Below are 22,598 nucleotides of genomic sequence, written 5' to 3'. Positions count from 1 at the left end.
TTCCGTGTCGAGCGGCCGGGCGGCTAGCTCCAGTTGATCGTCGGCGTCTTCCCGAACTTGTTGGTGTCGATGTAGAAGCTGCCGCCGGGCTGTCCGTAGACGCACATCTGGTCGCCCGAGTAGTTCCCGCTGCCGTCGGTCTTCAGCGTCTTGCCGGACGTGTCGTGGTTGTAGCCGCCCGAGCCGATCATGTCGCCGCCGCCGTAGCAGGTGACCGTGAACGACGTGTTGGCCGCGGCGCCCGTGATGGTCAGGTGGCCCCAGGCGCACGAGTCGTTGCCGCAGTTCCCGGGGGTGCCGATGCTGTCAGGGAGCTTGTGGGTCGTGCCCGGGCTCGCCTTGAGCACGGGCTCCGGCTTCTTCCCGGTCGTCTTGGAGGCGCACGCCTGGGCCGACGTCGTGTGGCCGTCGGTCGCCGTGGCGCAGACCTTCTTGGTCACGCTGTAGCCCAGCCCGGAGACCGTGTACGTCTTGGTGGCCGAACCGCTCGAGACCGTGAACGACGTCGACTTGGCGCCCGTGACCTTGACCGTGATCGCACGGCCGTTGGTCTTGCCGGTGACCTTGAAGGTGATCGTCTGGCTCCCGACCTTGCCCGACAGGGCGGCGCTGACGGTCGGCTTGGAGACCGGCCCGTACGGCGTCGCCGTCGCCGACGCCGCAGCGCCGGCGTTCGCCTCGTCGAGCCCGTCGACGTTCGGCACCGCGCGCACCTTGTACGTGTACTGGGTCCCGTTGCTGCCGCACGTGACGGTCGCGCTCGTGGCACCGTTCGAGATGTTCGTCCAGCCGCCGCCGCACGCGGAGTACTGGTACATGATCTCGCCGGCGTTGAGGCCGGCCGCGGTGGCCCTGCCCCACGCGAGCTTGACCTGGCTGTTCGCGCCGGTCGCCGTCGCGCTGAGGGTCGAGACGGCGCTCGGCTTCGCGAACGCGCGCACGGGCGCCGTCTGCGGGCTCCACGGCGCCGCACCGAACTTCGCGGTCGCCTTGTTCTTGGCGCGCACCTGGAACGTGTAGTCCGTGACGTCCGCGCTGACACCGATCGTCGAGCTCGTCGCGGACCCGGAGGCGGTGACGTTCTTGACCGCCTTGCCGCCCTGCAGCACCTGGATGTCGTAGCCCGTGATCTCGGCACCGTGGTCCGCCGGGGGCGCCCAGGTGACCTTCATCTGCGACGTCGAGCCGATCGAGGTGCGCGTGACGCTCGGCTTGCCGGGCGCGTCGGGCTTGCCCGCCGGGACCATCGCCGCGGACGGCGCGGACCAGTCGGACGGGTCCGGCGCCTTGTTCACGGCCTGCACGGACACGGTGTACGAGACGCCGTTGGCGAGGCCCTTCCAGACCGTCGTCGTGCCGGTGACCCCCTGCAGCTCGGTCGTCCCGTCGGGGGCCGCCGGGGAGATCAGCAGGTTCACGGACTCGATCGCCGACCGGTCGGAGTACGGCTTGTTTGTCCAGTGGACCGTGAGCTCGCCGTCGCCGAAGTCGAGCGTCGGTGCCGCCGGACGGTCCGGGCGCGCGTCGGGGCGCGCGGAGTCGGACTCGGGCGACGGGTCGGACGCGCCGACCTCGTTGTTCGCGACGACCGTGAACGTGTACTCGGTGTCGTTGGTCAGGCCCGTGATCGTGCAGGTGGTCGTGGCGCACTGCTGGGCCGCGCCGCCCGACGGCGTGACCGTGTACGAGGTGATCGACGCGCCGTTGTTGTTCGGCGGGCTCCAGGACAGCGTCACCTGGTGCGACTCGATCGTCCCGATCTCGGGCTTGGCGGGGGCGTCGGGACGCCCCTGCACCGTGACGAGGACCTGGCCCTCGACCTGGCGGTCCGGGTCCTTCGTCGCGTCCTGGATCGTGTACCGCAGCGCGATCTGGCCGTGGAAGTCGGCGCCCGGCGTGACGACGAGCTTCCCGCCGCGGATCACGGGCTGGCTCGCGTCCCCGCTCTCGACGGTCGCCGAGACGATCGTCAGCGCCTTGCCCTCGTCGGCGAACGGGTTGGTGTCGTTGGCGAGCACGTCGATCGTCACCGGCTTGCCCTGCGCGGCCTTCTCGACGACGTCCTCGTTCGCGACCGGGAGGTGCCGGTTCGACGCGGTGACCGTGACCTGGACCGTGCCGGCCGCCGGCTTGTGGCCCGGCTTGCCGTCCGTGACCGTCACCGGGACCTCGACGTGCGTGCCCTTGGGGGTCTCGGGATCGGCCACGACGTGCATGCTGCCGCCGTCGGTCGTCACCCCGACCCCGGCCGGGACGCGCCCGACCTTGAAGGCGAGCGCGTCGTCGTCGACGTCGGTCGCGAAGCTCGCGAGGTCGACGTCGCCGCCCTTGGAGTCGCCCGCCCCGACGGAGACGGTCGGGGTGCCCGTGAACTGCGGCGCCTGGTTCGCCGGGGCGGTGACCTTGATCGGGACGGTGAGCGTCGCGACGTGGCCCTTCGGGTCGCCCGCGCCCTTGCCGTCCGTGACCTCGAAGCTCAGGCTCGCCTGCCCGACGAACCTGTCGTCGGAGACGAACGTGATGGTGTGCGTGTCGACGACGTCGCGCGACCCGTTGACGGCCTTGACCTTGGCCTCCTCGGTGAGCTGCGGCGTCTTGCCGTCGGCGACGCGCACCTGGTCGCGGATGTCGACCTTGAGGGTCTCGCCGCTGCGGACGGTGAGCGGCTTGGCGTCGGGCCGCAGCGTCGGCTCGTCGACCTGCAGCGCCGGCACCCACACGAACGCCGAGTCCGTCTTGCCGTCGGGGTCCGTGACCGTGTACCGGAACACCTGCTCGTCCTCGGTGAGCGGCACGCTCAGCACGCCGTCCTTCCCGACGGTGACGCCGCGCTGCGCGGTGGTCACCGTGAGCGCGCTCGCCGCGCCGTCGGGGTCGGAGTCGTTCGCGAGCACCGGCACCGCGACCGCCGTCTTCCCGACGACGTCCGAGCCGGACACGACGTCGTCCTTCGCGACCGGTGGCTTGAGGGGCGCCTTCGAGTCGACGGTCACCACGATCGCACCGGTGGCGCGCGCCCCGCGGGCGTCCTGGATCGTGTAGAAGATCGTCGTCGTGCCCTCCTTGTCGGGGGCGGTGAACGCGACGAGGTTGTCCGTCGTCCGAGCCTTGAGGCCGTCCTGCGTCTCGAGTGTCGACGTGAGGGAGATGCGGTCGCCGTCGGGGTCGGAGTCGTTGGTGAGCGGTGCGACGGACACGGCGCGGCCGGGCCGCACGGTGACCGTGTCGTCGGCCGCGACCGGCGGCTGGTTGGTGGTCGGCGGCGGGGCGACGCCCACGCGGACCGTGCCGGTCGCCGTCTGGCCGCGACGGTCGGAGACCAGGTACTGGAACGTGTCGGTGCCGGTCGCGCTCTTCGCGGCCGTGTAGACGATGGTCCCCGCGGTGACCTTGGCGGTGCCCTGCGAGGGCGCCGAGCCCACGCCCGTGAGGCGGACCGAGTCGCCGTCCGGGTCGATGCCGTCGAGCTTCGGCGTGATCGTGACGGACCCGCCCGAGACCGTGCGCGCGACGACCGTCGGGGGGCGCGGCGGGGAGTTCTCCGCGCCGTCGAGCACGTGCACCGTGACCTGGGCGGAGTCCTCCTGGCCGTTCTTGTCCTGCACCCGGTAGATGAGGTACGCCGTCCCGGCCTTCTTGGCCGCCTGGAACCGCACGACCTGGCCGGAGACGAACGCCGAGCCCAGCGACGCCGCGGGCTCGCGCGCGAGCTTCGGCTGGAGGAACAGGTCGAGACCGTCGGGGTGCGAGTCGTTCGCGAGCACGGGGATCGTCACGACGTCGCCCACGTGGACGTTCACCTGGTCCGCGGCCGCGTTCGGCGGGTGCAGCTTGTTCGGGGCCGGCACGGGCACGACCCGCACCTGACCGACCGCCGAGTCGATGCCGTTGGACACGGTGTAGTGCAGCGTCACCGGCTCGTCGAGGTGGCGCGTCTCGGTGATCCGCAGCACCGAGTGGCCCAGGACCGCGACCGAGAACCCGGCGTCGTCGGGCGCGTCGACGGACTGCACGACGAGCACGCCGCCGGCCGGGTCGGAGTCGTTCGCCGTCACGTCGACGAGCGCCTGCCCGCTCGACGGGAGCAGCCCCGTGTCGGGGACCGCGACGGGCGGGCCGCTGGCGCGGTCCGGGTCGACCACGTCGACGCGGTACACGCCCGTCGTCGCGGACGGGCCGTCGCTGACCTCGTACGTCCCGACGTACGAGCCGGGCTTGGCCGCGACGAACTGGATCGTGTCGTCCGACTCGCCCAGGACGGCCTGGCTGCCCGCCGGCTGCGAGCGCTGCGCGAGGCGCAGGGTGTCGCCGTTCGGGTCGGTGTCGTTGCGCAGGGGGTACAGCGTGACCGGCTGGCCCGGCTGGGTCGTCGCGTGGTCGCCGACCGCGATGGGCGGCTCGTTCTGGTCACCCTTGACCTCGACCCACAGCGTGCCGTCGACGTGGCCGCCGAGGCCGTCGGCGATGGAGAGCGTGACCGCCTTGCGGCCGGTCGCCGAGCCCGCGTCGCGGTACTCCACGGTCCCGTCCGCCTCGAAGCGCACCTCGTCGCCCTTGGTCTTCGCGGTCGCGTCGGCGAGGTACAGGTCGTCGCCGTCGGGGTCGCGGAAGTAGGGCAGGACCTTGATCTTCCCGGTGCCGCCGCGCGAGACCTGGAGCACGGGCTCGCCGGTCTGCTCGGGGCTGCGGTCCTTCGCGCTGTACGGCACGACGGTGAGCCTCACGGCCGCCGTGTCGGTGCCGCCCGGACGGCCGTCCGTGACCTTGTAGCGGAACGTCGAGACGCCGCTCGCGTCGTCCTCGGTGGTCGCGAGCAGCGCGTCGCCGCCCATGACCTGGGACACGGCCGCGTTGCTCGGCCCCTGCCCGTCGAGCTGGGCGGCCAGGACGTCCCCGTCGGGATCGGTGTCGTTCGCCAGGACCGGCAGCACCGTCGACCGGCCGGGGCGGACCCCGAACGTGTCGGCCTTGGCGATCGGCGGATGGTTCTCCTCCGACCGGTTCTTGATCGGCTTGTCGACCTGTTCGGGCTTGGTGTTCTTCGCGTCGGTCGGGTCGCCTTTCGCGTTCTCCGGGACCTTCTGCTCCCAGTCGTTCACCTTCTGGAACTGGTCGGCCGCCAGCCACACCGTGCCCGACGCGAGGTCGTTGAGGACGACGTTCGAGCGGTTGACGCGGTACCGCAGCGTCGCGGCGGTGTCGAGACCGGCGAGGTGCTGGTCGAGGTCGCGCGTCGTGCCGTCGCAGTCGCGGATCACCTGACCCGAGCCGGACCACGCCCCATAGGTGCAGTCGCCGACGTGCACGGGGGCCGCCGGCCGGCCCGAGGCCTCGCGGACCGTGGCCTTCGACCCGTCGAGCGGCTGCGTGACCAGACCCTCCGTGGTCGCGTACGCCACGTCCGACGACGCCGCCCCGGCCTGCTGCAGCACGGGGTCCGTGCCCTCGACCTTCACGCGGTGCCCCGGGAGGTACAGGGTCGACGTCGTCACGTCGAGGACGACGCCCTGGTCGCCGACGGCCGTCACCTGGAGCACGTCGCTCGCGGACATCCCCTTGAGGCGCTGCTTCGACGTGTGCGCGGCGGTGCCGTCGTCCGTCGTCGTGACCGTGACGAGCGTGCCGGACGGGTCCGCGACGTGCACCGTCCCGTCCTGCCCGACGGCGAGGGCGCCACCCTTCTTCACGGTGAGGACCGGCTCGGTGACCTCCTCGTCGAAGGACGCGACGCCGACCGCGGGCACGACCCAGACGTTGCCCTTGGCCGTGTCGAGGACCGCGGTCGCGGCCCCGCCGAGGCCCACCTGCGCGTCCGCCGGGAGCTTGGCCGTGCCCTTGAGCTTGGCGTCCGCGACGTCGACCGGGCTGAGCATCCCGAGACCCGGGTCGAACGAGAGGACGGTCGTCCCCTCCTGCAGCACGTCCGCCGACGACCCCGACGACAGGAGCGTCGCGTCGAGCGCCTGGGCCGCCGTGTTGAACCGTCCGAGCTCGCCGCTGCCGCGCGTCACCCAGACGCCGGAGTCGTTGAGGTCGACCTTCGCGGTGGGCTCGCCGTCGTACGTGAGCGCGAGCGCCACCATCGCGGTGGACACGACGGAGACCGTGCTCACGGATGCCACGGTCTTACGTCGGGTGTACAGGTTCTGGAGGAGCCCCACTGCCACGTCCTGCGTGTCGTCTGTCTCGGTCAGGTCTGTCGTTGGTGCGGCGACCCGGATCGTGGAGACGGGCGCCGAGCCACAGTAACGGACGTCACAGCGGGGCGAAAAACGGCACCGATGGGGAGATCTCCCCATCGACAGCGGACGCGCGCGACGCGCGGGACGCGTCGCAGCAGGTCAGGCGGCGCGGTCGGCGAGGGCCTGCGCGAAGGCCTCGAGCGCGTCGCGCACGGGGCCCACCGGCACCTCGCGGAGCTCGTCGACGGCGTCCTGCGACCAGGCGAGGGCCTGCGCCCGCGTCCGCTCGACCACGGGGTGCGCACGAAGGGCCGCGACGGCCTCGGCCAGGACGCCGTCGTCGTCGAGGTCACCGTCGAGCAGGGCGAGGAGCGCGCGGTCCTCCGAGGTCGCCTCGGGGGACGCGACGAGCTCGCGGAGCAGCAGCACGGGCATGGTCGGGACGTGCTCGCGCAGGTCGGTGCCGGGCGTCTTCCCGGACTGCGAGCCGTCGGACACGACGTCGAGCACGTCGTCGGCGAGCTGGAACGCGACGCCCGCCTTCTCGCCGAACCCGGCCACGGCGTCGACGACGGCGTCGGGGCAGCCTGCGAACATCGCGCCGAAGCGCGCGGACGTCGCGAGGAGCGACGCGGTCTTGTCGGACAGGACCTGCAGGTAGTGGGCGACCGGCTCGTCGCCGTCGCGGGGTCCGACGGTCTCGTGCATCTGCCCGAGGCACAGGCGCTCGAACGTGCTCGACTGCAGCAGCACGGCCTCGGGGCCGAGCTGGGAGACGAGCCCCGACGCGCGCGCGAACAGGAGGTCGCCCGTGAGGATCGCGACCGAGTTGCCCCACACCTGGTGGGCGGCGGTCGTGCCGCGGCGCACGGACGCCGAGTCCATGACGTCGTCGTGGTAGAGCGACGCGAGGTGGGTGAGCTCCACGACCGTGGCCGCGGTGAGGACCTCGTCCCGCGCGCCGTCGCCGAGCTCCGCGGTGAGCAGCGTCAGGTAGGGGCGCAGCCGCTTGCCGCCGGCGGCGAGCAGGTGCCGCGACGTCTCGTCGACGAGGGCGTCCTCGTTCGCGACGGCCGCGTCGAGCCGCTCCTCGACGAGCTCCATGCGGGCGGCCAGCCGGGCGCCGAGCGCGTCGTCGACGACGGGGATGACGGCGGTCACGGGGCCCGCGGGTGTGGATGTCACGGGCACGACGATAGTGGGCCGCTCGTGCTTACGGCGCCTCGACGCACGGAACCGTGGGGCGCGTCACGCGCTCGGGACGAGCCGCGCGGCTGCCGCGACGGCCCGGTCCACCCAGTCCCCGCCGTGGGGGTCGTAGCAGTCGGAGAAGAGCCGGAGCACCACGTCCATGACCGCGCGGCGCGGCAGACCGTGGCGGACGGCGAGGCGATGGAGCGCCGGCTGCTCGATGAGCCGGGTGAAGTAGCGGCCCAGCGTGTAGAAGCCGCCGAGCTCGGCCCGCACGCGGGTGTCGTAGCCGGTCAGGAGCCGTTCGCGCTCCGCCGCGGACCGCGCCGCGAGGGCCCGGGGGACGATCTCGCCGGCGATCCGGCCGGCCTGCAGGCCGAACCCGATGCCCTCCCCGTTGAACGGGCTGACCATGCCCGCGGCGTCGCCGACGAGCAGCGCGCCGCGAGTGGCGAGCGGGGTCCTGTTGAGACCCATCGGGAGCGCCGCGCCCCGCACCGGGGCGACCCGGTGCGCGGCGCCCAGCCCGAGCTCGTCCGGGAGCCCCGCGACCCAGCGGTCGAGCGTGCGGCGGTGGTCGGCGTCGGCGGCGGACTGCCGGGCGGGCGTCGAGTGGACGGCCCCGAGCCCGACGTTGACGGTGCCGTCGGCGAGGGGGAACAGCCAGCCGTAGCCCGACAGCGGCGCGGACGTGCGCGGCGCACCCTCCCAGAGCTCGACGTGCGACTCCATCCACCGCTCGCCACCGTCGCCCGCGGTGCCCCACGGAGAGGCCGCGGGCGGCTGCGCGTACGTGCGCACGGCGACGCCGATCGGGCGGTCCTCGCGACGCTCCAGGCCGAGCGCGACGGCGAACCGGGACGAGACGCCGTCGGCGGCGACCACGACGGGGGCGCGGTAGGTCACGGGTTCGCCGGTCGCGCGCCCACGCTCGTCGGCCGCGCGCGCGACCACCCCGACGACACGACCCGAGCGTGCGTCCAGCTCGGGCCCGACGACGTGCGTGCGCTCGAGCAGCGTCGCCCCCGCACGCTCGGCGTGCCGGGCGAGCGCCTCGTCGAGCTCGGTGCGCGCCAGGGCGAGGCCGTAGGACGGGAAGCCGGGGACGTCGGGCCAGCGGAGCTCGTGCGCGCGCCCGTCCGCGACGAGCCGCAGCCCGGCGTTCCGCACGGCGCGCGGGAGGCGCACGCCGAGCCGCTCGAGCTCCCCGACCGCGCGGGGCGTGAGCCCGTCGCCGCAGACCTTGTCGCGCGGGAACGCCGACCGCTCGAGCAGCAGGACGTCGAGGCCCGCGGCGGCGCACCACGCGGCGGTGGCGGAGCCCGCCGGGCCCGCGCCGACGACGATCACGTCCGCGGAGCCGCCGGGCGTGCCGGGACGGTTCACTCGGGGCGCGTCCCGCGGTGCAGCGCGACGACGCCGCCCGTGAGGTTGAGGTAGGCGACCTTGCTCCAGCCGGCGCGCAGCATGAGCTTCGCGAGCCCCACCTGGTCGGGCCAGGCCTCGATCGACTCGGCGAGGTAGTCGTACGAACCGCCCTCGCGCGTGATCGCGCCCGCGACCTTCGGGAGCGCCTTCACGAGGTACTCCGAGTAGGCCTTGCGGAACGGCGGCCACGTCGGGGTCGAGAACTCGCAGACGACGAGCCGGCCACCCGGCCGGACGACGCGCAACATCTCGCGCAGGGCGCCCTCGGTGTCGGTGACGTTGCGGAGCCCGAACGAGATGGTGACGGCGTCGAAGCTCGCGTCGGCGAACGGGAGGGCCGTCGCGTCCCCCGCGACGAACGGGAGGTCGGGGCTGCGCTTCTTGCCGACCTGCAGCATGCCCACGGAGAAGTCGCACGGCACGACCTGGATGCCCTGGTTCGCGTACGGCTCGCTCGACGTGCCGGTGCCCGCCGCGAGGTCGAGGACCCGCTCCCCCGGCTTCGCGTCGACCGCGCGGACCGTGGCCTTGCGCCAGCGGCGGTCCTGGCCCACGGACAGGACGTCGTTCGTCAGGTCGTAGCGGCCCGCGATCGAGTCGAACATCGACGCGACGGCGTCCGGGTCCTTGTCGAGGCTGGCGCGAGGCATGCGGTCAGCCTACTGGTGCGCGCCCGTCAGCCCGCGAGGCGAGCCCGCTCGGGCGCCGGACGGCGGTGGCGGGGCCGCAGCGACACCGCCGGCAGGTGGCGGACGGCCCACCCCCGCACGCGACCTGTGTCGGACGCCGAGGCACGCCGCGCTGCCCGGAGCTCCGCCACGTGCGCCGCCCGCGTGAACGCCGCGTCCCGCTGGGCCTGCAGGGTCTCGGCCTGGAACAGCGTCTCGTAGCTCATCGTCGTCTCCTCCTCCGGACCGCCGACCGGACGGCTGGTCGTCCCGTCGTGCGGTGCGTCGACCACGCTCGTGCTCAGGCGGGGTCCGCCGCATCGGGCGATCGCCCCGTCCCGCCCCCTCCGGCGGACCCGGCCACGCCGTGTGCGGCACCTCACGCGCCCTCTGAGGTACCTCACGCCGCCCCCGCGCCACCTCACGCCTACCCTGGGAAGCGATGAGTACCCTCCCGGCCGGCCGCCGCGCGCCGCGCGACGTCCCCGGCGCCAGCCCCGCGCCGCTCGTCGTCCGCACCGCCGAGCTCGACATCACGGACACCTCGCGGCCCGCGTCCGACCCGGTGAGCCGCGTCCTCGCGGCGCTCGCGTCCGACGACGACGGCGCGCTCCTCGACCTCCTGCCCGACGCCGCCACCCCCCTCGCGTGGGTGCGGCGCGGCGAGGGGATCGTCGGCTGGGGCGAGGCCCTGCGCTTCACGACGTCCGGGCCCGACCGGTTCCGCGAGGCCGAGGACCTGTGCCGCGAGACCCTCGCGAGCGCCGTCGTGCGCGACGAGGTCCAGCTCCCCGGCACCGGGCCGATCGCGTTCGGGTCGTTCGCGTTCGGTCCCGTCGTCCCGGCGGAGGCCGGCACGCCGGTCGCCCTGGACGCACCGTCGGTGCAGAGCGTCGTCGTCGTGCCGCGCGTGGTCGTGGGCCGCCGGGGCGGGCGGGCGTGGATCACCACGATCGACCCCGCGGGCTCGATCGGTCCCGCGCCCTCGGCGGACCTCCTCGACCCCGCCGCCCGCACGGCCGTCACCGCCCCGGGCGAGGTGCGCTACGCGCCTGGCGGGCGCGACCCGCGGGCCTGGGTGGACGTCGTCGGGCAGGGCGTGGCCCGGATCCGCGCGGGCGAGCTCGAGAAGGTCGTGCTCGCCCGGGACGTCGTCGCGACCACCGAGCACCCGGTCGACCCGCGCCACCTGCTCGGGCGCCTGTCCCGCGGCTACCGCGGCGCGTGGACGTTCAGCGTCGGCGGGATGGTCGGCGCGACGCCCGAGCTCCTCGCGCGCGCCGAGAAGGGCCTCGTGACGTCGCGGGTGCTCGCGGGCACCGTCCGGCGCACCGGGAACGACGACGCCGACCTCGCGCGCGCCGCGCACCTCGCGCACTCGTCGAAGGACCTCGAGGAGCACGAGTACGCCGTGCGGTCGGTCGCGCGTGCGCTCGAACCGTACTGCTCGTCGATGAACGTGCCCGAGTCGCCGTTCGTGCTCGACCTGCCGAACGTCCTGCACCTCGCGACCGACGTCACGGGCGTCCTGCACGAGCACGCGTCGAGCCTCGCGATCGCGGCCGCGCTCCACCCGACCGCCGCGGTCTGCGGCACCCCGACCGACGCCGCCGCGGCGCTCGTCGCCGAGATCGAGGGCATGGAGCGCGGCCGGTACGCGGGCCCCGTGGGGTGGTTCGGCGCCGACGGCGACGGCGAGTGGGGCATCGCCCTGCGGTCGGCGGAGCTCGGGTCGTCCGCCACCGGGGACGACGCCGCAGCGCACCGGGTGCGCCTGTTCGCCGGCTGCGGCATCGTCGCGGCGTCCGACCCGGAGGCCGAGCTGCGCGAGTCGGAGGCGAAGCTCGAGCCCATGCGGTTCGCCCTCGCCGACTGACACCCGCCCCGCCGACTGACCCCCGCCCCGCCCGCCCTTCCTCACCACCTGCGCCTACCCGCCGTGAGTGCGCGCTTTTTGTGCGACCCGCCGGGCGTGTCGCACAAGAAGTACGCACTCAGCGGGCTCGTGGCGTGGAGGGAGCCGGGCATGAGGACGCCCGCACGGTGAGGGGAGCACCGTGCGGGCGTCGGGTCGCGCGCGCCGGGGGACGGCGCTGCTGCGACGGTCCTACCGGGCGGAGGGGGATCGCTCCGGCAGGACGTTCGTGGTGACCTCCGTCAGCCCTGGCCGCCGAAGAAGTCGCCGAACGGGTTGTCGTTGGAACCGGAGCCGGAGCCGTCCTGGCCCGAACCACCCTGCTGGCCGTTCTGGTCACCCTGACCGTTCTGGCCGCCCTGGCCGTTCTGGCCGCTCTGGTCGCCCGAGCTGGGCGTCGCCGTCTCCTGCTTGACCGCGAGCGTCACGTCCACGTCCATCGACTTGCCGCTGCGGACGACCGTCAGCTTCACGACGTCGCCGGCCGAGTGCGCCCGGACGAAGCCCGTGAGGGACTCCGCGCCCGGCGACGCGACGCCGTCGATCGCGACGATGACGTCGCCCGACTTGATGCCGGCCTTGTCGGCGGGCGAGCCGCTCGTGACGTCGTTGACCTTCGCGCCCTGGCGCGTGACGCCGTCGGCGGTGGCCGTAGCGTCGGTCAGGGTCACGCCGAGGAACGCGTGCTCCGCGGTGCCGTCCTTGATGAGCTGCGAGGAGATGTTCTTCGCGAGGTTCACGGGGATCGCGAACCCGAGGCCGATCGAGCCGGACTCGCTGTCGCCGCCGAGGCTGTTCTGCGACAGGGTCGCGATCGACGACGTGATGCCGATGACCTGGCCCTGCGCGTTGAACAGGGGGCCGCCCGAGTTGCCGGGGTTGATGGCCGCGTCGATCTGGATCGCGTTGGTCACGACGGCGTCGCTGCTCCCGCTGCCCGACGAGTCGCTCGACGACGTCGAGACGGGCCGGTTCAGCGCGGACACGATGCCGGTGGTCGCGGTGTTGGCGAGCCCGAGCGGGTTGCCGACGGCCATGACGGCCTCACCGGTCGTGACCTTCGACGAGTCGCCCAGGGTGGCGGGCGCGAGGTCCGACGGCGCCTTCTCGAGCTTGACGACCGCGAGGTCCGTCGACGAGTCGGTGCCGACGATCTTCGCGCTGAAGATCCGGCCGTCCGCGAGCGTCACCTGGACGGTGTTGTTCTGCGCACCGGAGACGACGTGGTTGTTGGTGAGGACGTTGCCGTCCTTGTCGAGGATGACGCCCGAGCCCTCGGCCTCGCCGTTGTTCATGGTCACCGAGATCGACACGACCGACTTCGAGACGGTCGACGTCACGGCCTCCCAGTTCGGGTTCTGCGACGTCGAGCCCGAGACGGGGACCGTCTCGTCGCCCGAGGACTGCTGGCCGATCGACGCGATGCTCGACGGCGTCGTGTTGTCGTCGAGGGCGTTGACGGCGACCGCGGTGCCGCCTGCCGCGAGGACGGCGGCGACGATCGCGGCGACGGCCACGGGCGCCCAGGCGCGGGGCTTCGTCGTGGTCTTGGTGGGGTTCTCGTTGCCCGACGGCGGCTGCGGCGGGAGGCCGAACGCGGCGCCCGCGTACGGGTCGTGGCCGGGCTGCGGGGGCTGGCCGTACTGGCCCGGCTGCTGCGGCTGCTGGCCGTACTGCGGCTGCGGCGGCGCGGCCTGGCCGTACGGCGGCTGCGGCGGCTGCTGCGCGCCCTGCTGCGGCGTGGGCTGCGGGGCGTACGCGCCGTAGCGCGGCTGCTGCGGCTGGGGTGCCGGCTGCTGCTGCACCTGGGGCTGCTGCGCCTGCGGCTGCGGGGCCGGCGGCACGAGCGGCGGGAGCACCTGCGTGGGCTGCTCCTGTCGGCTCGGCTGCGGGACGGCCGGCTGCTGCGCGGCGGGCTCCGGGGTCGCGGGCTGCTGTGCCTGCGCGTCCTGCGGAACCGGCTGCGCGTTCGGGTTCTCGTCGTTCGTCGGCTGGCTCATGACCCCTACTTCACACGATCGTTCTGGAACCGGACTGGAGTGAACCTGGGAGTTCGCTCCGAGAAGGTGGTGTTCCTGGATTCTCGCCCAGAATGGGCACGGCGCCCCGGACGGCGTCCTGCACCCGCCGGGCGAGCGCATCACCCGAAGCGGGCACGCGGCCCGCGCGGTCGACGACGACCTCGACCACCTGGAGCCCGTGCGCGGGTGCGGCGAGCGCGGCGTCGAGCGCGGCCGCCGCGGAGCCGGAACCGGCGCGCGCGTCGACCCGGACGTGCGAGGCCCCGTACGCGCGCACCAGCAGGCCGAGGTCCACGGAGTGCGGGGTCGAGAAGACGCGCTCGAACGTCGACCGGCCGCCCAGGTCCGCCGCCAGCGCGCCCGGCTCGAGCGTCGAGAAGATGGACCCGCCGCCGTCGTTCGCGACGACGACCTGGAGGGCGACGTCGTCGCCCGCGAGGTGGAGCCCGCCCACGTCGTGCAGGAACGTGAGGTCGCCGAGGTACGCACGGACCCGTCCCAGCCCGGCGCGGCGGGCGGCCAGCGCCAGGCCGACGGCGGTGGACACGCTCCCGTCGATGCCCGCGAGCCCGCGGTTCGCGACGACGTGCGGCGGCTCGCCCCACGCCGCCACGAGGTCGAGGTCGCGCACGGGGCTGCTCGCGCCGACGAGCAGCACGTCGTCGGGTCCGCTCGCGCGTGCGACCGCGTCCGCGACGACGACGGGGTCGAGCGCGCCGCCGTCCGTGGACCGGAGCGCGTCGAGGGCCGGGCGCAGCGTCGCGCGGACCGCTGCGTCGGCGGCGCGCCACCGCGCGGTCCACGCGGCGGCCGGCCCGTCGCCCGTGAGGGTCGCCGGCTCGAGCCACGGCTCCGGGACGCCGGGCAGCACGTGCGAGGCCGCGCGGGCGGCGTCGGGCCACGGGCCGGAGCCGGGGGCGACGACGACGACCTCGACCCGCTCCCCCGCCGACGCGAGCGCACCGCCGAGCAACCGCTGGACGGGCCGCGACAGCGTCGGGTTCCCGAGCACGACGACGCGCCGCACCTCGGCGCCCAGCACGCCGAGCACGAGGCGGTGCGCCGCCACGGCCTGCGGGCCGCCCCACGCCCCCGACGACGGCTCGGCGAGCAACGGCCAGCCCCGCGCCGCGGCGAGGCGCCGCGCGACGGGCCCTGCGCCGTCGCCCGCGACGACGACGGTCTCCGCGACCGGCACCGCGAGGTCGGCGGGCAGCGCCGCCGCGGCCAGGAACGCCGACGGCGACGCGACGACCACCGACGGTGACGCGCCGACCGCCGACGGTGACGCGCCGTCCGCCGACGGTGACGCGCCGTCCACCGACGGTGACGCGCCGTCCGCCGACGGCGACGCCGGGACGAGCGGCTCGCGGTACGCGAGGTCGAGGTGCACGGGCCCGGGGTGCCCCGTGCGGGTGCCGCGCGCGGCGGCGACGGCCCGCGCGGCGAGGTGGCCGAGGTCGCGCAGCTCGGTCGGGAGGCCGGACGGCGCGGGGACGTCGACCGTCAGCCGGGTCGCGCCGGCGAAGATCCCTACCTGGTCGGTCGTCTGGTTCGCACGGGTGCCGCGGAGCTCGTGGGGACGGTCGGCGGTGAGGAGCACCAGCGGGACCCCGGCGTGGTGCGCCTCGAGGACGGCGGGGTGCAGGTTCGCGACCGCGGTGCCCGACGTCGTCACGACGGCCGTGGGGACCGGGTCCGCCCCGCCGAGCGCGCTCCCGCGGGCGAGGCCCAGCGCGAGGAAGCCGGCGTCGCGCTCGTCGACCCGCACGTGCAGGTGGAGGCGCCCGGCGTCGGCGAGGTCGCTCGCCGCGTACGCGAGGGGGGCGCTGCGGGACCCGGGGGCGACGACGACGTCGCGCACCCCCAGCGCGACGAGCGCGTCGAGCAGGCGCCGGGCGGCGGTGACGGCGGGTGGGTCGCCAGGCAGGGCGTCCGCGGGGTTCACGCCTCGAGGCTATCGGCTCGCGCGTCCGCCCTCCGCCCGGCGCCGCCGCGTCGGGCGGGGCCTCGAGACTCCGGAACCTGCGGTCCAGGACGGCTGGACGTCGCAGGCCCGGAGTCTCGACCGGCCTCGGGGTCGGTGCGGCCCGTGGCGGGGCGCAACCTGCCGGCGACGTCGCGGCTACTCCACCGTGTCGGGCGACAGCCGCTCCCCCGCGAGCGCCCGGACCCGGGCGAGGCGGTCGAGCCAGGCGGCGCGGACGTCGTCGGGCGGGGTCATGGCGGTGAGGCGCTCGACGTCGGGCGCGGGGCGGTGCCCGGGACCGCGTGGCACGGGGATCGCACCGTGGACGGGCAGGAGCGAGGGCGCGACGTCGCGCTCGAAGAGCTGCGCGGTCGCGAGGCCGCACGCGTAGGGCAGCTCGGGCAGGGCGGCGGCGAGCGCGAGGCCGGCGGCGAGCCCGACGGACGACTCGAGCGCCGAGGAGACGACGACGGGCAGCCCGACCTGCTCGGCGAGGTCGAGGCACGCCCGCACCCCGCCGAGCGGCTGGACCTTGAGCACGACGACGTCGGCGGCGTCCGCGCGCACGACGGCGAACGGGTCCTCGGCGCGGCGGATCGACTCGTCCGCGGCGACGGGCACGGCGACGACGCGCCGGACGGCCGCGAGCTCGGGGACGGTCGCGCACGGCTGCTCGACGTACTCGAGCCCGCCCGCCGCGCGGTCGAGGAGCGGCAGGCGGCGGACCGCCTCGTCGACGCTCCACCCGCCGTTGGCGTCGACGCGGATGCGCCCTCCGGGGCCGAGCGCGTCGCGGACGGCCTCGAGGCGCGCGATCTCGACCTCGACGGCCTCGGGCGCGCCGCGCGTGCCGTCCGGCTGCAGCGGCCGCTCGGCGACCTTGACCTTGGCGGTCCGGCAGCCCCCGGACGCGAGGACGATCTCGCGGGCCCGCTCGGGCGTGGTGGCCGGCACGGTCACGTTCACGGGGATCGCGGCGCGCCGGGGCTCGGGCCAGCCGACGGTCGCCGCCTCCTCGGCGGCGCGCCACCACGCGAGCGACTCGGCGTCGTCGTAGTCCCAGAAGGGCGAGAACTCGGCCCAGCCGGCCGAGCCGCGCACGAGCAGCCCGTCGCGGACGTCGAGCCCGCGGAACCGGGTCCGCAGGGGGGTCGACCAGACGACGACGGGCTCGTCGCCCGACGCGCCGGTCACCACTCGCCCCGCTGGTGCCGCTCGGTCCGCTCGACGACCTCGCGGGTGAGCTCGAGCGCGACCGGCCGGACCGACCGCCCCTCGGACAGCGCCGTGAGCGCCGCGCCGTCGACGATCGCGACGATGAGCTGGGGCGAGATGTCGAGGTGGAGCTTCGCGAGGAGCTCGGAGACGGCGTCGTCGAGACCGTTGCGCGTCTCGGCGTACGCGCGGCCGAGCGCCGCCGACCGGCCCGCGGCGACGAGGTGCTCGTAGAACCCGCGGACGGCGGCGTCGTCGCCGCTGGGCCCGATCGCGTCGACGATCCGCTCGGCCTTGCCCGCGGCGGTCGCGGGGACGTCCTCCCGCCCGACGACCTCGCGCGTGTGCGCCGTCCAGCGTTCGACGAGGAGCCTGCCGGCGGTCTCGACGAGCTCGTCGAGACCGGAGAAGTAGTAGGTCGTCGCGGCGAGCGGCACGTCGGCCTGCGCCGCCACCGTCCGGTGGGTGACCCCGGTGGGCCCCTCGGACAGGATCAGCTCGGCGGCGGCGCGCACGATCGCGTCGCGCCGCTGGGCGCCGCGGCTCTGTCGCCGCGGCGCCTGGGGCTTGCGGGGCGCGCGCCCCCCGGCCACCCGCGGCCCGGGTCGGCCGGGCTGCGTGGGCCGGTTCGGCCGGTCTGGGTCGCCTTCGGTCATGCGTGTCCTCCCCCTGCGAGATTGAGCCCGACGACGCCCGCGACGATGAGCGCGAGGCAGACGAGCTTGAGCACCGTGACAGTCTCCCCGAAGAGCGGGATCGCCAACAGGGCCGTGGCCGTCGCGCCGATCCCGACCCACACGCCGTAGGCGACGCCGACGGGCAGGGAGCGCAGCGCGAAGGACAGCCCGACCATCGAGCCGGCGAGCATGACGAAGAACCCGACGCTGGGCCAGAGCCTGCTGAAGCCTTCGGACGCCTTGAGACAGAGCGCCCAGCCGGCCTCGAGGCCGCCGGACACGATGAGCACGACCCAGGCGAGGGTCGGGGTGGTGGAGATGGCGTTCACGATCGCCTCCGCTGATGACGTCGCGCGACCCCGGGTGACAGGTCCGCCGTCGGGTCGCACGAAGTGGTACTAACGTACCACAACCAGGATGGCCGAGGGCGTCCGCCCCCGGTGCGCTCACTAGCATGGCGGGTGTGACCGACGACGCCGCCCCGACCCCCGCACCCCCGGCCAGCCTCCCGGAGAAGGTGTCCGAGACGTTCGACCCGCGCCGGTGGCGCACCGTCTCCGGCTTCGAGGACCTCACCGACCTCACCTACCACCGGGGCGTCGAGCGCGAGGTCGCGGCCGACGGCACGACGACGACCCGTGACCTGCCCGTCGTGCGCGTCGCGTTCGACCGCCCCGAGGTCCGCAACGCGTTCCGCCCGCACACCGTCGACGAGCTGTACCGCGTGCTCGACCACGCCCGCATGACCTCCGACGTCGGGACCGTCCTCCTCACCGGCAACGGCCCGTCGCCCAAGGACGGCGGCTGGGCGTTCTGCTCCGGCGGCGACCAGCGCATCCGCGGCCGCTCCGGCTACCAGTACACGACCGCCCCCGACGGCGGCGGCGAGGTCCACACACGGGACGCCGTCGACCCCGCGCGCGCCGGCCGCCTGCACATCCTCGAGGTGCAGCGGCTCATCCGGACCATGCCGAAGGTCGTGATCGCCGTCGTGAACGGGTGGGCCGCGGGCGGCGGGCACTCGCTGCACGTCGTCGCGGACCTGTCGATCGCGAGCCGCGAGCACGCCCGGTTCAAGCAGACGGACGCGAACGTCGGCTCGTTCGACGGCGGCTACGGCTCCGCGTACCTCGCCCGCCAGGTCGGCCAGAAGCGGGCACGCGAGATCTTCTTCCTCGCCCGGGAGTACTCCGCCGAGGACGCCTACGGCTGGGGCGCCGTCAACGAGGTCGCCGACCACGCGGACCTCGAGGACCTCGCCCTCGAGTACGCCCGGACCATCGCGAGCAAGTCCCCGCAGGCGATCCGCATGCTCAAGTTCGCCTTCAACCTCGCCGACGACGGCCTCATGGGCCAGCAGGTCTTCGCCGGGGAGGCGACGCGGCTCGCGTACCTCACCGACGAGGCCGTCGAGGGGCGCGACGCGTTCCTCGAGCGTCGCGACCCCGACTGGTCACGCTTCCCGTACGCGTTCTGAGTCGGCGCTCCGGCGGGAGGCTCGCCGGGGCGGCCGACCGAGCGCGTCGAGCGCGCGGTGGATGCGCTCGGCCATGCGCGCCGCGCGCTCCCCGGGCCCGCCCTCGGGGTGCCCGTACCAGTCGTCGAGCGCGGCCGTGAGAGCCCCCACGACGGCCCGCGCCCGGACCCGCGTCGGGAGGTCGTCGGGCGGGAGCCCCCGCGCCGTGGCCTGCGCCGCGGCCAGTCCGTCGGCGATCTCCAGGGCGCCGGCGGCGAACGCGCCGGTCAGCTCGGGAACGCTCCGCACGTAGCGCATGACGCGCGCCCAGTAGCCGGCGGGGTCCGCGAACTCGGCGCTCGTGAACGCGGGGACGAGACCGCGCAGGGCGTCGACCAGGTCGTCGTGCGCGACCGCGCCCGCGAGCACCGCGACCATGTCGTCGTCCTCGGGCTGCGTGAGGAGGATCCCGTCCTTCGTGCCGAAGTAGCGGTACACCGACCGCGGGGCGACCTGCGCCGCCGCGGCGATCTGCTCGACCGTCACGCTCGCGTACCCGTGGGCGTCGAAGAGGTCGAGCGCTACCCGTTGGATCTGCCCCATCGCCTGGCGGCGCTTGGCCTCGCGGAGGCCGAGGCCCGGCCTCGGCACGTCCTGTCCTGCCATGGTCCTCCTTACCCCCCAGAGCGTACAGTCTCTGCCAAGAGGCAGTGCCTGCCATTTTGGTGGCAACGCTGTCGACGCGGCGACGCAACGGGAGGCGCACGGTGGAACCAGCCGCGATCGACATCCGGGACCTGAAGAAGCGCTTCGGCAGGACGCAAGCCCTCGACGGCCTCCACCTGCAGGTGCGTCGAGGCTCCGTGCACGGGTTCCTCGGCCCCAACGGCGCGGGGAAGTCGACGACGATCCGCATCCTCCTCGGGCTCGTGCGGCCCGACGCCGGCGCCGCCTGCCTGCTCGGCGGGGACCCGTGGCGGGACGCCGTCGCGCTGCACCGGCGCCTGGCCTACGTCCCGGGCGACGTCGCACTGTGGCGCACGCTGACCGCCGGCCAGTGCCTCGACCTGCTGGCCGCGACGGGCCCCGCCCTCGACCGGGCCCGACGGGCCGAGCTGCTCGAACGGTTCGACCTCGACCCGACCAGGCGCGCCGGCGACCTGTCCAAGGGCAACCGCCAGAAGGTCGCGCTCGTCGCCGCGTTCGCGAGCGACGTCGACGTGCTCGTCCTCGACGAGCCCACGTCCGGCCTCGACCCGCTCATGGAGGAGGTCTTCCAGGAGTGCGTCCGCGAACGGGCCCGGGACGGGGCGACCGTCCTGCTCTCGAGCCACATCCTCGGCGAGGTCGAGGCGCTGTGCGACGAGGTCACGATCATCCGGCACGGCCGCGACGTCACCTCGGGGACCCTCGCCGACCTGCGACGCCACACCCGCACCACGGTCCGGGCGACGACCCGCGACGCCGCGTCCGGCCTCGCCGCGATCGAGGGCGTCGCAGACCTCTCGGCCGGCTCGGCCTCCGACCGGGACGGCTCGCCCCGCACCGTCGGCTTCACCGTGCCGCCCGCCGACCTCGCCGAGGCGCTCGCCGTGCTCCAGCGCGCCGGCCTCGAGACGCTCGTCGCGACCCCGCCCTCGCTCGACGAGCTGTTCCTCTCGGCCTACGCCTCCGCGTCCGACGACGGCCCCGACGCCGCGCCCGACGGAGCGACGGCATGACCTCCCGCGCGCGCGGCGACGTCGCCGCGGGGACCGGGACGCTCGTCCGCGTCCGCCTGCGGGCCGACCGCTGGGCGCTCGTCTCCTGGACCGCCGGGTCGGTGCTCCTGTTCGCCGGGACCGTCCAGGGCGTCGCCGGTCTCTACGCCACCGCGGACCAGCGGCAGGGCTATGCGGACGCCATCACCGGGAACCCCGCGTTCGAGGCGATCAACGGCATCCCGTACGGGGTGACCACGCTGGGCGGGATCGTCGCGGACGAGTGGGCGTTCCTCGGGACGGTCCTCGTCCCGCTGCTCGCGGTGTCGCTGGTCGCCCGCGGGACCCGCCGCGAGGAGGAGGACGGGCTGCTCGAGCTCGTCCGCTCGCGCGGCGTGGGACCCGCAGCACCGCTCGCCGCCGTGTCCGTCGTCGTGACCGCGTGCCTCGCGGTCCTGGCGCTCGCCATGGGGGCCTCGCTCGCTGCGGCCGGGGTGCCGATCGCTCCTTCCGTCCTGTACGCGGCGTCCTACCTGGGGCTCGGGCTCGTGTGGCTCGGCGTCGCGGCGCTGGGCGCCCAGCTCGTCCGCCGCAGCCGCGGCGTGTGGGCCGTCGGGCTCGGCGCGCTCGTCCTCGCCTACGTCCTGCGCGCCGTCGGCGACGTCAGCGACGCCGCGTCCTGGCTCCGCTGGATCTCCCCGCTCGCCTGGCTTCAGGAGACGCGCGCCTTCGCCGACGACGCGCGCACCTGGCCCCTGCTCCTGCCCGCCGCGGGCGCCGCCGCCCTCCTCGGGGTCGCCGTCGTCCTCGTCGGGCGCCGCGACCTCGGCGCGGGGCTGGTGGCGTCACGGAGCGGGCCCGCCCACGCCTCCGCGCTGCTCGCCTCGCCGCTGGGGCTCGCGGTGCGCCGAGCCGCGGGCACGGTAGGCGGCTGGTGCGCGGTCGCGCTCGTCGTCGGCGGCGTGTTCGGGGCGCTGGCGAAGGAAGCAGGTGCCGCTCTCGGCTCGAGCGACCTCGGCGGCGCCCTCACCGCCGGGGCGGAACCCGCGGACGGCTACCTCGCGCTCACGGTCGAGGTCGTCGCGCTGCTGGCGGCCGCCGCGGCGGTCCTGGGCGTCGCCGCCCTCCGTGAGCAGGAGTCCGCCGGGCTCGCGGAGGAGGCCCTCGCACGGCCGGTGGGTCGGCGACGGTGGGCGCTCGCCGACACGGGTGCCGCGGTCGGGACCGCCGTCGTCGTGCTGCTCGTGGGAGGCCTCGCTGCCGGGCTCGGAGCCGCCGCGAGCCTCGACGAGCCCGCGCGGATCGGCACGCTCGCGCGTGCGGCGGTCGGGTACCTCCCGGCGGTCCTCGTGTGCGCAGGCGTCGCGCTCGCGCTCTTCGGGATCGCGCCGCGGGCGCAGCCGGCCGCCTGGGCGACGGTCGCGTGGGCCGCGGTCGTCGCGATGCTGGGCGACACGCTCAGGCTCCCGGCCTGGGCACGCGACCTCTCACCGCTCGACCACCTCGGCGCCCTCCCGGTCGACACGTACGCCAACGTCGCCGCCGTCTGGCTGGTCGCGGTCGCCCTCGCACTGGGCGTGCTCGGCCTCGAGTCGTTCCGTCGTCGTGACGTCCCCGCGTGAACCGCCGCGGAGAGCCGTCAGCTCGCGGGCCAGCCCTCGCCCGCCCGTGCGCATGACGTGCGCGTGCGACCACCGGGCGAGGGGACGCGACAGCGGGCCGACCGGGTCGAGCCAGCGGGTCGCGGTGCGCACGCCCCAGTGCACGGTCACGACGGTCGCTGCGCCGTCGTCGGCGAGCGTCACGACGCCCGCTCCCACGAGGTCCCCGGTCACGGCGAAGCCCGCGGCCGACGGCGGCTCCACGTGCGTCGCCTCGAGCTCCAGGCGCAGCCGCCGGACGAACGGCGTCCGGAACGCCAGCGCGGCGCGCGAGCCCTGCCGGGCGTCGTCGGCGGAGAGCGCGAGGACGCGCCCGCGCAGCCCCGGCCACCAGCGCGGCCACGACAGCTCGGGGTCGGCGAGCACGGCCCAGCAGGCCTCGCGCGGGGCGGCGACCGTCCAGCGCGAGACGAACGAGTAGTCGCGCCCTGTCCTCGGTGACGGCACCCGGCCAGTCTGGCACCGTCGCGCGGGCGGCGTCGGAGACCACGCGTGCGCATCTCCCGCGCAGGTGG

The 22,598-nt window shown here is 75.0% G+C and carries 15 protein-coding genes; 4 read left to right on the top strand and 11 right to left on the bottom strand.

Features of this window, described 5'->3' with window-relative positions; genetic code table 11:
* Positions 1–23: 23 nt before the first annotated feature.
* The 5 genes from ACFT5B_RS05710 to ACFT5B_RS05690 all read right to left on the bottom strand — a co-directional run bounded on the left by ACFT5B_RS05710 (position 24) and on the right by ACFT5B_RS05690 (position 9,696).
* Positions 24–6,113, bottom strand: coding sequence for an Ig-like domain-containing protein (locus ACFT5B_RS05710; protein ID WP_386797014.1), 6,090 nt, complete (start codon positions 6,111–6,113; stop codon positions 24–26).
* A gap of 228 nt (positions 6,114–6,341) precedes the next feature.
* The gene (locus ACFT5B_RS05705; RefSeq protein ID WP_386797013.1) at positions 6,342–7,373 is read right to left on the bottom strand and encodes a polyprenyl synthetase family protein; all 1,032 of its coding nucleotides are present in this window, start codon (positions 7,371–7,373) and stop codon (positions 6,342–6,344) included.
* A 57-nt stretch (positions 7,374–7,430) separates the two neighbouring features.
* A complete protein-coding gene (locus ACFT5B_RS05700; protein WP_386797012.1) occupies positions 7,431–8,759 on the bottom strand; it encodes a geranylgeranyl reductase family protein in 1,329 nt (442 codons plus the stop codon).
* The gene (locus ACFT5B_RS05695) at positions 8,756–9,451 is read right to left on the bottom strand and encodes a demethylmenaquinone methyltransferase (RefSeq protein WP_386797011.1); all 696 of its coding nucleotides are present in this window, start codon (positions 9,449–9,451) and stop codon (positions 8,756–8,758) included. The genes ACFT5B_RS05700 and ACFT5B_RS05695 overlap by 4 nt, the downstream gene beginning before the upstream one ends.
* Before the next feature lie 26 nt (positions 9,452–9,477).
* On the bottom strand, positions 9,478–9,696 hold the full coding sequence (locus tag ACFT5B_RS05690; RefSeq protein ID WP_386797010.1) for a hypothetical protein: 219 nt from the start codon (positions 9,694–9,696) through the stop codon (positions 9,478–9,480).
* A gap of 215 nt (positions 9,697–9,911) precedes the next feature.
* On the opposite strand from ACFT5B_RS05690, the gene ACFT5B_RS05685 reads away from it, so the two are divergent.
* Entirely contained in the window at positions 9,912–11,345 is a 1,434-nt protein-coding gene (locus tag ACFT5B_RS05685; protein WP_386797009.1) for an isochorismate synthase MenF, read from the top strand.
* A 281-nt stretch (positions 11,346–11,626) separates the two neighbouring features.
* Here ACFT5B_RS05685 and ACFT5B_RS05680 read toward each other — a convergent pair whose 3' ends face one another.
* From ACFT5B_RS05680 to ACFT5B_RS05660, 5 genes are all read right to left on the bottom strand, one after another.
* Entirely contained in the window at positions 11,627–13,384 is a 1,758-nt protein-coding gene (locus ACFT5B_RS05680) for a S1C family serine protease (protein WP_386797008.1), read from the bottom strand.
* Positions 13,385–13,394: 10 nt separating this feature from the next.
* Entirely contained in the window at positions 13,395–15,353 is a 1,959-nt protein-coding gene (menD, locus tag ACFT5B_RS05675; RefSeq protein ID WP_386797007.1) for a 2-succinyl-5-enolpyruvyl-6-hydroxy-3-cyclohexene-1-carboxylic-acid synthase, read from the bottom strand.
* A 177-nt stretch (positions 15,354–15,530) separates the two neighbouring features.
* Positions 15,531–16,568, bottom strand: a complete 1,038-nt coding sequence (locus ACFT5B_RS05670) for an o-succinylbenzoate synthase (RefSeq protein WP_386797006.1) — start codon at positions 16,566–16,568, stop codon at positions 15,531–15,533.
* The gene (locus ACFT5B_RS05665; protein WP_386797005.1) at positions 16,565–17,245 is read right to left on the bottom strand and encodes a TetR/AcrR family transcriptional regulator; all 681 of its coding nucleotides are present in this window, start codon (positions 17,243–17,245) and stop codon (positions 16,565–16,567) included. The genes ACFT5B_RS05670 and ACFT5B_RS05665 overlap by 4 nt, the downstream gene beginning before the upstream one ends.
* A complete protein-coding gene (locus ACFT5B_RS05660) occupies positions 17,242–17,595 on the bottom strand; it encodes a DMT family transporter (RefSeq protein ID WP_386797004.1) in 354 nt (117 codons plus the stop codon). The genes ACFT5B_RS05665 and ACFT5B_RS05660 overlap by 4 nt, the downstream gene beginning before the upstream one ends.
* Positions 17,596–17,729: 134 nt before the next feature.
* Here ACFT5B_RS05660 and ACFT5B_RS05655 point away from each other — a divergent pair, with 134 nt between their 5' ends.
* A complete protein-coding gene (locus tag ACFT5B_RS05655) occupies positions 17,730–18,743 on the top strand; it encodes a 1,4-dihydroxy-2-naphthoyl-CoA synthase (protein ID WP_386797003.1) in 1,014 nt (337 codons plus the stop codon).
* Here the strand turns inward: ACFT5B_RS05655 and ACFT5B_RS05650 are convergent.
* Positions 18,720–19,388 (bottom strand): TetR/AcrR family transcriptional regulator, encoded by a 669-nt coding sequence (locus tag ACFT5B_RS05650; RefSeq protein WP_386797002.1) that lies wholly within the window; start codon positions 19,386–19,388, stop codon positions 18,720–18,722. The two genes, ACFT5B_RS05655 and ACFT5B_RS05650, sit on opposite strands and share 24 nt — an antisense overlap.
* Positions 19,389–19,489: 101 nt before the next feature.
* Here ACFT5B_RS05650 and ACFT5B_RS05645 point away from each other — a divergent pair, with 101 nt between their 5' ends.
* Entirely contained in the window at positions 19,490–20,443 is a 954-nt protein-coding gene (locus ACFT5B_RS05645; RefSeq protein ID WP_386797001.1) for an ABC transporter ATP-binding protein, read from the top strand.
* Positions 20,440–22,044, top strand: a complete 1,605-nt coding sequence (locus tag ACFT5B_RS05640; RefSeq protein WP_386797000.1) for an ABC transporter permease — start codon at positions 20,440–20,442, stop codon at positions 22,042–22,044. The genes ACFT5B_RS05645 and ACFT5B_RS05640 overlap by 4 nt, the downstream gene beginning before the upstream one ends.
* Positions 22,045–22,598: the final 554 nt, after the last annotated feature.

This window comes from Luteimicrobium sp. NPDC057192 (genome assembly GCF_042670205.1).
In the GTDB taxonomy this organism is placed as follows: Bacteria; Actinomycetota; Actinomycetes; order Actinomycetales; family Cellulomonadaceae; genus Luteimicrobium.
The sequence above is the reverse complement of the archived record's forward strand: the minus strand, read 5'-3'. Positions and strand labels throughout refer to the sequence as shown.